General features: G+C 46.3%; 11 protein-coding genes. 7 read left to right on the forward strand and 4 right to left on the reverse strand.

Annotated elements, in window-relative coordinates:
• Positions 1 to 15 precede the first annotated feature (15 nt).
• Positions 16 to 1593 (forward strand): B12-binding domain-containing radical SAM protein, encoded by a 1578-nt coding sequence (locus ACQ4M5_RS35325; RefSeq protein ID WP_430680472.1) that lies wholly within the window; start codon positions 16 to 18, stop codon positions 1591 to 1593.
• Positions 1594 to 1766: 173 nt separating this feature from the next.
• Here ACQ4M5_RS35325 and ACQ4M5_RS35330 read toward each other — a convergent pair whose 3' ends face one another.
• Both ACQ4M5_RS35330 and alr read right to left on the reverse strand, forming a co-directional pair.
• On the reverse strand, positions 1767 to 2675 hold the full coding sequence (locus ACQ4M5_RS35330) for an Rpn family recombination-promoting nuclease/putative transposase (protein WP_430680473.1): 909 nt from the start codon (positions 2673 to 2675) through the stop codon (positions 1767 to 1769).
• A gap of 26 nt (positions 2676 to 2701) precedes the next feature.
• Positions 2702 to 3904 carry an alanine racemase gene (gene alr / locus ACQ4M5_RS35335; RefSeq protein ID WP_430680474.1) on the reverse strand — a complete coding sequence of 401 codons (1203 nt, stop codon included), beginning with the start codon at positions 3902 to 3904 and terminating at the stop codon, positions 2702 to 2704.
• Between the two features lie 229 nt (positions 3905 to 4133).
• Between alr and ACQ4M5_RS35340 the strand changes: the two genes are divergently transcribed.
• The 5 genes from ACQ4M5_RS35340 (at position 4134) to ACQ4M5_RS35360 (ending at position 9337) form a co-directional block, all read left to right on the forward strand.
• Positions 4134 to 5504: an adenylate/guanylate cyclase domain-containing protein gene (locus tag ACQ4M5_RS35340; protein WP_430680475.1), complete on the forward strand. Its 1371-nt coding sequence runs from the start codon at positions 4134 to 4136 to the stop codon at positions 5502 to 5504.
• A gap of 166 nt (positions 5505 to 5670) precedes the next feature.
• Complete coding sequence (locus tag ACQ4M5_RS35345) at positions 5671 to 6180, forward strand: HNH endonuclease (RefSeq protein WP_430680476.1); 510 nt, start codon at positions 5671 to 5673, stop codon at positions 6178 to 6180.
• A gap of 211 nt (positions 6181 to 6391) precedes the next feature.
• A complete protein-coding gene (locus tag ACQ4M5_RS35350; RefSeq protein ID WP_430680477.1) occupies positions 6392 to 7642 on the forward strand; it encodes a DHH family phosphoesterase in 1251 nt (416 codons plus the stop codon).
• Between the two features lie 70 nt (positions 7643 to 7712).
• Positions 7713 to 8201, forward strand: coding sequence for a phosphohistidine phosphatase SixA (gene sixA, locus ACQ4M5_RS35355; protein ID WP_430680478.1), 489 nt, complete (start codon positions 7713 to 7715; stop codon positions 8199 to 8201).
• A gap of 209 nt (positions 8202 to 8410) precedes the next feature.
• Complete coding sequence (locus ACQ4M5_RS35360) at positions 8411 to 9337, forward strand: MarR family winged helix-turn-helix transcriptional regulator (RefSeq protein ID WP_430680479.1); 927 nt, start codon at positions 8411 to 8413, stop codon at positions 9335 to 9337.
• A 110-nt stretch (positions 9338 to 9447) separates the two neighbouring features.
• Here ACQ4M5_RS35360 and ACQ4M5_RS35365 read toward each other — a convergent pair whose 3' ends face one another.
• Entirely contained in the window at positions 9448 to 10629 is a 1182-nt protein-coding gene (locus tag ACQ4M5_RS35365) for an RNA-guided endonuclease InsQ/TnpB family protein (RefSeq protein WP_430680480.1), read from the reverse strand.
• 51 nt (positions 10630 to 10680) lie between these two features.
• On the opposite strand from ACQ4M5_RS35365, the gene tnpA reads away from it, so the two are divergent.
• Complete coding sequence (tnpA, locus tag ACQ4M5_RS35370; RefSeq protein ID WP_430680481.1) at positions 10681 to 11085, forward strand: IS200/IS605 family transposase; 405 nt, start codon at positions 10681 to 10683, stop codon at positions 11083 to 11085.
• A gap of 341 nt (positions 11086 to 11426) precedes the next feature.
• On the opposite strand, the gene ACQ4M5_RS35375 is transcribed toward tnpA, so the two are convergent.
• Positions 11427 to 12653: a type IV pilus twitching motility protein PilT gene (locus ACQ4M5_RS35375; RefSeq protein WP_430680482.1), complete on the reverse strand. Its 1227-nt coding sequence runs from the start codon at positions 12651 to 12653 to the stop codon at positions 11427 to 11429.
• Positions 12654 to 12850: the final 197 nt, after the last annotated feature.

Raw genomic sequence — 12850 nt, forward strand, 5'->3', positions numbered from 1 at the left:
TATCAAGGCTTCGATATGCGTGTTTTATTGCTCTATCCTGTCTTTCCACAAAGCTTTTGGTCGTTTGAAAAAGCACTAGAGCTTGTCGGTCGAAAAGCCATGTTACCACCGTTGGGGTTGATTACGGTGGCTGCGATTTTGCCGCAAGCATGGGAATTTAAATTGGTCGATCGCAATCTTCGCAACGTCACTGAAGCAGAATGGGAGTGGGCAGATTTAGTGCTGATGTCTGCCATGATTGTGCAGAAGCAGGATCTTCTCACACAAATTCAAGAAGCAAAACGACGAGGAAAGCGAGTTGCGGTTGGAGGTCCTTATGCAACGGCTCTCCCAAATGAAGTGGCTGAAGCAGACTATCTGATTTTGGATGAAGGAGAGATTACCTTACCGAAGTTCATTGAAGCGATCGAGCGAGGCGAAACGAACGGAACCTATCGCTCAGACGGCGATCGACCAGATGTAACGATTACGCCGATTCCTCGATTTGATCTGCTGGATTTTGATGCTTACGATAATATGTCAGTGCAGTTCTCACGCGGTTGTCCATTTCAGTGTGAATTCTGCGACATCATTGTTCTCTATGGGCGCAAACCCCGGACGAAAAGCCCAGAGCAATTGTTAGCAGAACTCGATCGGTTGTATGAACTGGGCTGGCGACGCACGATTTTCATGGTCGATGATAATTTCATTGGCAACAAACGCAATGTGAAACTGCTGCTCAGAGCGATGCAAGACTGGATGAAAGAACATAATTATCCATTCCATCTCAGTACTGAAGCTTCTGTCGATTTGGCACAAGACGACGAACTGATGGAATTGATGGTAGAAGCCAATTTCAATGCGGTGTTCTTAGGAATTGAAACACCGGATGAGGCTAGTTTATCGCTCACGAACAAGCATCAGAACACTCGGAATTCGTTGTCTGATGCGGTCGATGCGATCGCTCGAAAAGGTTTGCGAGTGATGGCAGGCTTCATCATTGGATTTGATGGAGAAACCTCTGGAGCAGGCGATCGAATTGTGCGATTTGTGGAACAGACCACGATTCCGATCGCAATTTTCTCGATGCTGCAAGCTTTACCGGATACTGCACTTTGGCATCGTTTGAAACGGGAAGGTCGCTTAGTCGAGAACAATGCCAATTTGAATCAATCGACTTTGATGAACTTTGTGCCGACTCGTCCGCTTGAAGAAGTTACTCGCGAGTATATTGATGGATTTTGGCGACTGTATGATCCGGTGAATTATCTCGATCGAACTTACCGACATTTCCTCAAGCTAGGTGCGCCAAGACATTCTAAAAAGCTCAGAAAACTCACTTGGAAAGTACTTCAAGCATTTTTAATTGTCTGCTGGCGACAAGGTGTTATCCGAGAAACACGGTGGAAATTCTGGCATCATCTGGTTAGCATTCTCAAACAGAATCCAAAGGTGGCAGAACATTACCTTGCTGTCTGTGCGCTGAATGAGCATTTCTTGGACTATCGCGAAGAAGTTCGTACTAAGATTGAGGCTCAGTTAGCAGACTATCTCGCCCGACAACAACTGAATCAAAGCTTAGAATCTGTTCCTTCAGATGCCCAAACAGTCTAATGGCTTTTCTTACGTTAGTGAGATGAACTGCCGACAGCATTTCCCGAACTATGCCATTAGTTTACAGGTGTAATAGGACATCGATCGTATAACAAGCTAGACGCATTGCCGCGAGCGATATGGTTTTGGCAATGCGTTCTTGTTTGGGCGATTCATGGTCGCAGAAACTGAGATTATTCAGGCGTTTGAGCCTGCTGTCTGAGTTGCTGAATATCTCCGATCGATAATCCGGTCATTTGCGCGATCGACTCATCATCCATCATCGCAAGCATCCGTTGAGCAATCTCTAATTTTGCCTGTCGTTCTCCTTGTTGGAGTCCTTGCTGAATTCCTTGCTGAATTCCTTGTTGGAGTCCTTGCTGAATTCCTTGTTTGATTCCTTTCTCGATCGCACCTCGCTGATCTTGAATGAAAAAGATTTGATGTTCTAACTCGTCCAATTCTTCTGGAGTTAGCGTGGCTTGATTTGCCATCTCAAATGCTTGTTGAATTTCTCTCACCTCGCCCATATTGTCTGGGACAGTGCGTAAATCTGGAGCGTGTTGAAGAAAGTAAATCCATTTGTCTGTCAGCGTTTCTAACTCTTCTAAGGTACGGGTGAACTTTGGCAATTCGACAAACACAAGCTCGATATCCTCGATCGGATGATTCACTAAATATTCTTTTTCCTTAAGAACGAAGTGGGAAATCGGATTGTCAATGTCTTCAAATAGTCTAAAATCTGTGATCGTGAGTGCAATCACCGGATTTAGGCTGGAGTAAGGTTCGCCTGCATTGAGTTGAATAGAATAAGATTTCGCGGCGTTGTAAAGGATTCGTTTCTCAAACCCTTCAACGTTCAACACTTGCATCTCAATAATGACGGTTTCACCGCTACTGAGTAGGGCTTTCACATCGAGATAAGTGTCTTTAACGCCACGAAGCTTGGGTGCTTGATACGGATTTAGAATCGTCAAATCTTGAACGATCGCTTCCCCTTTATAGAGCATGGCGTTCAAAAAACTGATTAGAATTCCGTGACTTTGCTCAGATCCGAAGATTTTTTTGAAAGCGAAGTCTGTTTTAGGATTAATGAAAACCACGATCGCGCTCCCGATACGCTCTGCATCTAGCTTAACGTGCGCGATCGAGGATTGAATTGTTCTGGTTTTACAAGTGGCTTACCCACTGCCACACGCGGTAATCGATGCTTGAATCCACAGAGAATTTCCCAAGAAATTGTTCCTAGCAAATTCGCCCAATCATCCGCCAAAATCTTCTCGTTGCCGTCTTGACCCAATAAGGTGACAACTTCTCCTTCTTGCAAAGCGGGAATGTGACTGACATCAAGCATCAGTTGATCCATCGTGATCGAGCCGATCTGTTTAGCGTGTTGTCCCCGAACAAGCGCAGTCATTCTATTGGATAAATTTCGAGGTACTCCATCTGCGTAACCGATTCCAATTACGGCAATCTGGGTTTCTCGATCGGCAATAAATCGATATCCGTAACTCACACCTGTTCCCGCTTGAATCGTTTTAACTTGAGTCACACGAGCTTTCACTTGCATTACAGGTCGCAAATCTAAAGAGGATCTTAGATGTTCGGCGGGATAAAGTCCGTACAGTAAAAGTCCGGTTCGTACCATGTCATAGTGCAAGCTTGAATCAACGATCGTACCTGCCGAATTTGCTAAATGAAATTTCGGATGTTTGCCATTCAAGTCATAGCCACAAGCACGAATCGCGGTTTCGTATCGCTGCTGTTGTTGTTGGCGAATCGTAGGATCGTGGTCTTCAGCGGTGGCAAGATGCGAATAGATACTTGCGATCGACAAATTCGGCAGTCCTTTGACCAATTTCACAAACTCGATCGCATTTTCCCAAGACGTTCCGAGGCGAGACATTCCGGTATCGAATTTGAGATGAATCGGCAAAGTACGACGAGCAGATTCCGAATAGACCAAAGCTTGTTTCGGTGTACACAGCGTCGGTTGGAGATTCCAATGCTCGATCGCTCGAATTTGTTCAGAAGTATGTGTCGCGCCTAGAACCAAGATCGGCGCTTCAATTCCCGCTTCTCTCAGTTCAATGCCTTCAGGAATCGTTGCGACTCCTAGCCAACTCGCGCCTGATTGCAGAACGGTTTGCGCTACAGTCACGGCTCCATGCCCGTAAGCGTCCGCCTTCACAACCGCCATCAATTCTGTTTTAGGTGAAATTAGGCTGAGAATCTGCTGGACATTATGAGACAGTGCCGCCAGATCAATCTCCACCCAAGCGCGTTCTCGCTGCATCAGCGCAATACTCGAACTTTGATCCCAACTCAACATTCTTTACACTCCTCGATCACACCAATTCAATCGACTCCAGCTAGACGGATGAGGTGGGGAGTGGGGGGTGGGGAATGGAGTAGAAGAATAGTCTTGAGGTTATCTCCCTACTTCCTACTCCCCACTCCCCACTCCCTACCCTTCTCACCGCAACTAACTCCTACCTCTATTTCAACAATTCTTTCAAAATCGGGAAATCTATGAGATAGCTTTATTCCTGATCCTGAAAATGCCGACACCCCAATCTTCAACTCGTCGATTGACTTCACTTTATATCGCTTCACTCGGTACAGTGGCATTTCTCGCCCTTCTCGGTCAAGCGATCGTGCAATCGATGTTATCCCAACAAACGCGCGATTCAAAAGTGATTGAGATTGCCACGCATCAAAAGATTTTAAGTTGGCAACTCCGGGAAGCAGCATTGGCGCTGAAAGTAGAACGCGATCGCGAAAATGCACTCAAGATCCGGGAAATTCAAGATATTCTAACCGCGTGGAATGCTGCCGATCGCAATGTTCAAACGGCGATTCAGAACGCGATGATCTTTAATCACGATCGTTCTGAAATTAAACGTCAGGCGGAAGCGCTGGCTCCTTCTCACCTAAGAATTCAAACCGCTGCTCGATCGATTATTGCCTCGGAATCTCGTCGTCCCAATCTTCAACAAACGCTCAACGATCTGCGAGAAATTCGAGAGGCAGGAAAAGAATTCTCAGACGGCATTAACCAACTGATTCTCACCTACAATCAGCAAGCTCAAGCGGGAATTGCACAGTTACGAATGGTTGAATTTGGACTATTCGGATTATTGCTTTTGATTCTGTTGCTTGAAGGAATTTTGGTATTTCGTCCTGCTGTGGATAAGCTGCAAGTGGCTTTAAATGAATTAGCGATCGCGCTTACCACAAGTCAAAATACCGCCGCCGAACTCGCAGCCGAGCAAGCCCAATCCGAGCGTTTATTGTTGAATATCTTGCCAAGCCCGATCGCGGAACGACTCAAATCTACCCCGGAAACGACTCAGCCGCATATTGCTGATGGATTTAGCGATGTCACGGTTCTGTTTGCCGATATTGTCGGCTTTACGGATATTTCTGCTCGGACTTCTCCGCAAGAACTCGTTTCGTTGTTGAATCAGATTTTTTCTCGGTTCGATCGTTTAGCAGAACATCACGGATTGGAGAAGATTAAAACGATCGGGGATGCTTACATGGTGGTGGGTGGGTTGCCGCATCCGAATAAAGATCATGCGATCGCGGTTGCGAATATGGCGATCGATATGCAAGATGCGATTAATCAATTCAATCGGGATACCGGAGAAGCTTTTAGTATTCGGATTGGTATGAATACGGGAGCCGTGGTTGCTGGAGTGATTGGCATTAAAAAATTCATCTACGATCTCTGGGGCGACACCGTCAATATTGCCAGTCGAATGGAATCTCACGGGGTCGCGGGTGGAATTCAAGTCACCGAAGCAACCTATAAACGATTAACCGATACGCATATTTTTGAGGCGCGCGGAGTCATTCAGGTGAAAGGGCGCGGAGAAATGGCAACCTATTGGTTGAAAGGCAAAAAGCAACTTGTTCCCACCGTTTAAACGACAAAAACTTTTCACCTGAGCTTACAAGAGACATAACCCAAACCAATCGCTTAACCTCGCACAAATCCCCGAATCGATCAACAAGTTTCGTACTAAGTTGCAACCCCCGAATCGAATGGATATGTTAGCATCAGTGCAAATAAGCGCGTCTTAAACAATCCGAATGGGAAAGGTTCTGGTGCTCAATGCCTCTTATGAACCGCTCAATATTACCAGTTGGCGGCGAGCAGTTGTCCTGCTTATCAAAGGCAAAGCTGAGCAAGTCGAGCATAATGGAAAGTTTGTTTATTCGGGGTTTCCACTCCCCACAGTGATTCGCCTGCGCCATTACGTGCGCGTTCCTTACAAGGAGATTCCGCTCACTCGCAAGAATCTCTTACACCGCGACGGGCATTCCTGTCAGTACTGCGCCTATACCGGGGACGATCTGACGCTGGATCACGTGATTCCTCGATCGAGAGGCGGTGGCGATTCTTGGGAAAATATTGTCACGGCTTGCGTCCGCTGCAACGTCAAGAAGGGCAATCGTACCCCAAAAGAAGCCGCAATGCCATTGCGGAATCCACCTCATCGCCCGCACAGCAGTCTCTACTTTGAAGTGACAAAGCACGTAAAGAACGGTGTAAACCAGGAATGGCAAAAATATGTCATCGGGGGAGTGCGCGAAGAATAGGCTTCTGGTAGGGATTTCCTGATCCAGATCGGGATTCTCTCTATCAAATGAGGGAAACTAGATAAATCGCTCTGCCGTTTTTTGAAGTTTTTTGCGAAGATCAGGAAGTGCCTTCGATCGAATTGTCTCGATCGATCAGGCTGGTTCTATTTTTCGCACAATTTCAAGTATGCAATCTGATTCGACTGTGCCATTCACTTCACTCATTACAATGGAACCAGACTCTGGCATTTCTGGGCTGAATCCAACTGAATTCCATCCGATCGAGGTGTCTTCTAAACCCTCGTCGAATGGCGCGAGTTATGACCATCGAGGACGCTTCCCCTACGATGTGATGCGTTCTCCCGAACAAGAACAAAAAATTGAGGCTTTTCGCCAAGTTCTAGAACGGCATAGAGGCGATCGACAATTAATCATCCTACAAGACTTTCCTGATCCCGATGCACTTTCTTCCGCTTGGGCGTACAAATTAATTGCTCAAAAGTTCGAGATCCAGGCTGAAATTGTCTACGCTGGAACACTTTCGCATCAAGAAAACATCGCGCTGGTGAAGTTAACCTCGCTTCCGCTGCAACGATTAACGACCCAAACCGCAAAAACAAAAGATTTCTCGCTCTATAAAGGCTGTGTGCTGATTGACAACCAGGGAACAACGAGCCAGTTGCTTACGTCCGTTCAGCAGGCGAATATCCCGATTACGGTTGTGATCGATCACCACAGTATGCAGGACGAACTCAAGGCTGAATTTGTCGATATCCGCTCCTACACTCGTGCGACTGCAACGATTTTGACGCAGTATATTCAAGCGGGATTGCTGAAGTTTGATACCAGTACGACTGAACACGTGAAATGTGCTACCGCGTTAATGCACGGATTACGATCGGATACGAATCGCTTAATGCAGGCACAGGAAGAAGATTTTCTCGCGGCTGCATTTCTGAGTCGCTACTATGACGCGCAGTTATTGAATGCGGTCATGCAGTCGTCGCGATCGAAGCAAGTCATGGACGTGATTGAACGATCGCTGAAAAATCGCACCGTTCATAACAACTTCTCGATCGCAGGTGTGGGCTATTTGAGATATGACGATCGAGATGCGATCCCGCAAGCCGCAGATTTCCTCGTGACTGAAGAGAACGTCCATACCGCAGTCGTTTACGGCATTGTCCACGACGAAGATGAAGAACTCGAATTTGTTGTGGGATCGCTCCGAACGAACAAACTAACGCTCGATCCCGATGAATTTATCAAAGAAGCGTTTGGGCAAGATGCTCAGGGGCGCTTTTTTGGCGGCGGTCGATCGCAAGCAGGTGGATTCGAGATTCCGATGGGATTCCTCTCAGGCTTCACTGAGAATAGCGAATACGCCAAAACCAAATGGTCGGTGTTCGATGCTCAGGTGAAACAGAAATTGCTGCGACTGGTGAACCCAGAGCAAAACTATCCGAAAGGAGTCAATTAATTTAAAGCAAGAAGCTGATCGAGTGAAAAATCGAGTAAAGATCCAGATAGCTCTATCTCACTCGATCGCTATGAAGCTCTACATGATTCGACACGGACTCGCAGGACAACACGGTGACTATCCCAACGACGACGAGCGCCCCTTAACTTCAGAAGGTAAGCGTAAGACCGAACAAGTCGCGAAACGGTTTCGGGAGTTGGGATTGAAGTTTGATCTGATTCTGACGAGTCCGCTTGTTCGTGCCAAACAAACGGCTGAAATTCTCGAAGCGGCTCACCTGACTAATGATTTGAAAGTCGAGGGCTATCTTGCACCAAGTGGAGACATTCAAACTTGGTTATCTTGGCTTGAGTCGTGGCGTAATGCGGAGAAAACCCTTGCATTAGTTGGACATGAACCTGGTTTAAGTAACTGGACAGAATTGCTGGTTTGGGGATCAGTGCGCGATCGCATTATTCTTAAAAAAGCAGGGGCGATCGGCATTGAAGTTCCAGACGGCGGAACGATACTTGCGAACTGCCAACTTTTTTGGTTAACTCCCCCCAAATTCTTATTGTGAAGCTAGATTAAGTTCGTAAGAAATTGTAAGAAGGTGTAATTCGGTGCTGCAACCATCACTTACGATACGGATGACGGTGAAGATCCGCAAAATTTCGTTTTAGAAAAATTACTTTAAGCTAGAATTTTTTTACTTCGTATTTTTGTCCACGGTCTACTTGCTCCGCGCTCTTTGATTTCAGTCTGTTAAACGCTCTTTTCATAACGTAGATGCTCTCTTCCCAAACTGAACCAATCCCAGCGAATCTGAAACGGTTACTCGCCCCCCACGGTATCGGATATCGCATTAAACTTCTTTCCCAACTCCTTGGACGTAGATTTCAGGAACGCCTTGATCCTTATCGATTAACACCCTTTCATTGGGTCGTTCTCTGCTGTTTGTGGCAAGAAGACGGTCAAGCAACTTCAAGTATTGGAGAACGGTTACAGCAGGTCGGCGGCACTTTAACCGGGGTTTTGGATCGAATGTGCGATCGCGGTTTGATTCGGCGCGAGCGAGATATGCAAGATCGGCGGATTTGGCGGATTTGGCTGACGGATGCAGGACGGCAACTGGAAGAAATTTTGCCGCCGATCGCAGTCGAAATTCGGGAGGCATCATTGCATGGTATTCCGTATGCAGAACGCGAACAATTTTCGGATATTGTCGATCGAATTATTGCCAATTTTGCGAATACAACTCCGGTGAATTCTCCGGAGGGTTGGCAGTCGCTTCTTGCGCCTCATAATCTGGGTTATCGCATCAAAATCATTGCCCAACTTGGAACCCGTCGATTTCAAGAACGGCTCGATCCATTTGAACTCACGCCGTTTCACTGGGTCGTTTTGTGCTGTCTCTGGCAGGAAGATGGACAAGCAACTTCTGGAATCGGCGAAAAGCTTCAGCAAGTGGGCGGAACGCTGACAGGGGTGCTTGATCGAATGTGCGATCGAGGTTTGATTCGTCGGGAGCGGGATACGCAAGACCGACGGATTTGGCGAATTTGGCTGACGGAGGCGGGAGAAGAATTGAAGACCACTTTGCCTCCGGTGGCGATGTCGCTGGCTCAGGTGATGATGACTGGCATTTCTCCTGAAGAGCAAGCGGCACTGTCGGAATGGGTGAATCGTGCGATCGCCAATTTGAGTACGCCTTAAATCATCAAAGTTTTGAGAATACACGGATATCGATTGAGGCGAATTCCGATCGGATAAATTAAGAACTCCGAGCGTTTGCTTGGCGAATCGAATTTGCAGCTTTGACATACTCACCGGGCTGAAGCCACGGTGATTCTTGACGCTTCACCGACTGACGCTACCGAGGTAGTCTTACTCTGTCTCTGCGTCCGTTTAGAGTCTCCCAATGCCCTATGGCGACTTGATTCTATATTCTTGGCTGCATTCTCATCTCGGTCGTGTTCAGTGCCACAATTCAAGCATCGAACCGACCGAACTTTTAGATCCAGCTTGCCCCATTTGAAACCGCAGGCTGAACAAATTTGGCTAGTTGGCTCCCATCGATTAATGATGTGAAACTCCCTACCAAACTTTTCAGATTTAGCCTCACACAAATCTCTAAACTCTCTCCAACCTTGCAGACTAATGGATCTGGCAAGCTTGCGATTCTTCACCATTCCAGACACATTCAAATCTTCTAAGACGATAGTTTGATTTTCACTAACAATCTTGGTAGACAGCTTGTGTAAGAAATCTTTGCGAATGTCTGCAATACGATTGTGCTGTTTAGCGATTTGAATTCGAGTTTTGTTTCTCCGGTTTGAGCCTTTCTGCTGACGCGCTAATTTCTTCTGAAGCTTGCGAATTTTACGATCATGCTTGGAGTAGTTAGGACTCTCAGCTTTAGAGCCGTCAGACATCACAGCAAAAGTTTTGATCCCTAAATCAATTCCGATACTTTGGTTTTTGGTATCGACTTGAACAGGTTCAATCTCTACAACAAAGCTGAGAAAATAGCGGTTAGCACAGTCTTTAATGACTGTGACTGAGCTAGGTTCTGACGGCAATTCTCTAGACCAAATTGGTTTTAAGTTGCCGATTTTGGCTAAAAACACCTCTCCTTTTTTGATAGAGAATGCTGCTTTAGTGAACGTTGCAGACTGATCATTAGTCTTTTTCTTGAATCGGGGTTGACCGACCTTTCTACCTTTTCGCTTTCCTTTGAGCGAGTCGAAATAGTTTTTGTAGGCTACTTCCAACTGCTTAAGGGATTGCTGCAAGGGGACAGACGAAACACTGTTTAACCATTCTCTTTCAGTCGTCTTTTTAGACAGCGTGAGAGATTTAGATAGCGCGTTGTATCCAGGGTATTTGCTGGACTTGCTGAAAGCTAAGGCATCGTTCCAAACTACCCGCACACAACCAAACAACTGAGCTAGGCTCTGTCGCTGTTGGTCGGTCGGATAGAAACGGTATTGATATCTCGCTTTCATTGCGCGTGTTAGAATTGGTCTGTAAATGTATTCTAACTTGGTCTACAGGAAATGACAACCAACTTACGCAAGGAGAGACACAGTATTTCAAGCCTTAAGATCCACTTGGTCTGTGTGACCAAATACCATAGGGCTGTATTTACCTCTGAAAGTCTTGCAGTGATTGAGAAATCGTTTAATGAAGTGGCTAAGAAAATGGATTTTCAGATTCTTGAATTCAATGGTGAATCTGACCATACACACGCTCTAATTGAATATCCACCTAAGCTGTCTATCTCTCAGATGGTGAACGCACTGAAAGGAGTGTCTAGCCGTCGATATGGTCAAGCTGGATATCCTAAACCCTACGGGAAAGATGCTCTATGGAGTCCTAGCTACTTTGTTAGCTCTGTTGGAGGTGCGCCAATTGAAGTCTTAAAGCAGTACATTAAGGAGCAAGAAAAGCCGTCCTTCTAGGACGGGGTTTTAGACCCATTCTTCTGATAAAGGCAAAACCCGCAGCGGCGGGTTAAGAACTTGCTGTTAGTCCGCTAGTCCGCGTTCGGCGAATTTCGTTTGTATCGTCGCGAATTCGATTCGCCGGACTTATTTGATTCACGCTCCAGCCCTTTCAAGGTGTTATTTCCAGGTCAGATGAAAACCCTGTAACCCAGTAATCTCGTTCCACAATTGAGCAATTACAATACTTTTTCAACAGTGAAAACAAGTTGAAATTCATCTGCTCTCGTTTCGATCGCCAGGATGCTCTAGATTCGTTATAGTACATTGGCTCACCTTGAAAGGGCTGATTCACGCTCCTAACCTGGGCGATAGTTCCGTGCTGACGGATCGAATTCGCGATTTGAAGAACGTCCTGGATCGTATCCTTCATTTCGCACACGACGACGCAAATCGCCCATATCTGGCGAAGCTTTCACCGCATCTTCTGGCGTAATTCGACCCAGAAGGATCAACTCACAAAGCGCTTGATTCATCACCTGCATTCCCTCATTCCTGTCTGTCTCCATCAACTGGAACGCATCCATTTCATTGCCTTTTAGCAAGTAATCCTGCATTGCAGGTGTATTGATTAAAATCTCATGGACTGCGGTTCTACGCCCGTCTGTTGTCGGTAATAGCTGCTGGGAAACAACCGAAATTAGGGATTCCAAAATCTGGATTCTCATAGCAGGTTGTTCATCAGGAGCGTAGATATTTAACAAACGATTGATTGTAGAAATTGCGCCTTTTGTGTGTAGCGTTCCTAATACTAAATGTCCTGTTTGTGCAGCTTTCAGAGCAGTATCGATCGTAATTCGATCGCGCATTTCCCCAATTAAAATCACGTCCGGATCTTCTCGCAAGACTGCCCTCAAAGCCTGCTGAAACTCATGCGTATGTAATCCGACTTCTCGCTGACTGATCAAACAATTTTGAGAGGTGTGAACATACTCGATCGGATCTTCGATCGTGACAATGTGCCGCTGATCGGTTTCATTCAAATGACGCAGCATTGCCGCGATCGAGGTCGATTTTCCTGAACCCGTTGGACCTGTAACGAGAATCAATCCTTGCTGATGGCTGACCAAATGTTTCAGCACCGAAGGTAATCCCAAACGATCGATCGTTGGAACTTCGAGTGAAATTAAACGGAGGACGATCGCGCCTCCGGTCAAACTCTCGAAGCAATTTACCCGACAGCGGAGAAACCCTGGATAATAAATGGCGGTGTCTAATTCTTTTTCTTGATAAAAGCGATCGCGCTGTTCGGGAGTCAGAATTTCGACCAAAAACTGATCAAACATCTCTAGAGAAATCGCAGGTTGAGACTGACGAATCATCTGTCCGCGAACTCGGTAACGTGCGGGTTCTCCGACTCGCAGGTGAATATCCGATGCCTGTTTCGCATACGCATCCTTCACCAATTGTCGAATCGTGATCGAAGGAGTCGATCGAACAGGAGGTCGTTTTGAAAGGGGTGGAGGAGCAGGCGGAGTCACCATTGCAGGGGGTTGAACCGACTCAGAAAAATCTACTTGTGTCATAGCTCAGGCTTCCATAAGCGCCAAAATCGTCAAGAATAGGCAAATCGATGCGGGGGCACTGCGAGAAATACTCTGATTTTTACGACTGTAGTGGAAAATCTGATTCGTATAAATGCTGACATCCAAGATTTGCAAAAAGTTTTTGGATCAGTAATCTACGCACCCTGTGATCGCTTCTCCTAAAAATTACTGAAGTG

Source organism: Leptolyngbya sp. AN10 (genome assembly GCF_050565645.1).
GTDB lineage: Bacteria > Cyanobacteriota > Cyanobacteriia > Leptolyngbyales > Leptolyngbyaceae > Leptolyngbya.

What these genes read in the sequence shown, in the direction of transcription:
- ACQ4M5_RS35325 (WP_430680472.1), top strand. Translation starts at nt 16, where the DNA reads ATGCGTGTTTTATTGCTCTATCCTGTCTTTCCACAAAGCTTTTGGTCG.
- alr (WP_430680474.1), bottom strand. Translation starts at nt 3,904, where the DNA reads ATGTTGAGTTGGGATCAAAGTTCGAGTATTGCGCTGATGCAGCGAGAA.
- ACQ4M5_RS35340 (WP_430680475.1), top strand. Translation starts at nt 4,134, where the DNA reads ATGCCGACACCCCAATCTTCAACTCGTCGATTGACTTCACTTTATATC.
- ACQ4M5_RS35345 (WP_430680476.1), top strand. Translation starts at nt 5,671, where the DNA reads ATGGGAAAGGTTCTGGTGCTCAATGCCTCTTATGAACCGCTCAATATT.
- ACQ4M5_RS35350 (WP_430680477.1), top strand. Translation starts at nt 6,392, where the DNA reads ATGGAACCAGACTCTGGCATTTCTGGGCTGAATCCAACTGAATTCCAT.
- sixA (WP_430680478.1), top strand. Translation starts at nt 7,713, where the DNA reads ATGAAGCTCTACATGATTCGACACGGACTCGCAGGACAACACGGTGAC.
- ACQ4M5_RS35360 (WP_430680479.1), top strand. Translation starts at nt 8,411, where the DNA reads ATGCTCTCTTCCCAAACTGAACCAATCCCAGCGAATCTGAAACGGTTA.
- ACQ4M5_RS35365 (WP_430680480.1), bottom strand. Translation starts at nt 10,629, where the DNA reads ATGAAAGCGAGATATCAATACCGTTTCTATCCGACCGACCAACAGCGA.
- tnpA (WP_430680481.1), top strand. Translation starts at nt 10,681, where the DNA reads ATGACAACCAACTTACGCAAGGAGAGACACAGTATTTCAAGCCTTAAG.
- ACQ4M5_RS35375 (WP_430680482.1), bottom strand. Translation starts at nt 12,653, where the DNA reads ATGACACAAGTAGATTTTTCTGAGTCGGTTCAACCCCCTGCAATGGTG.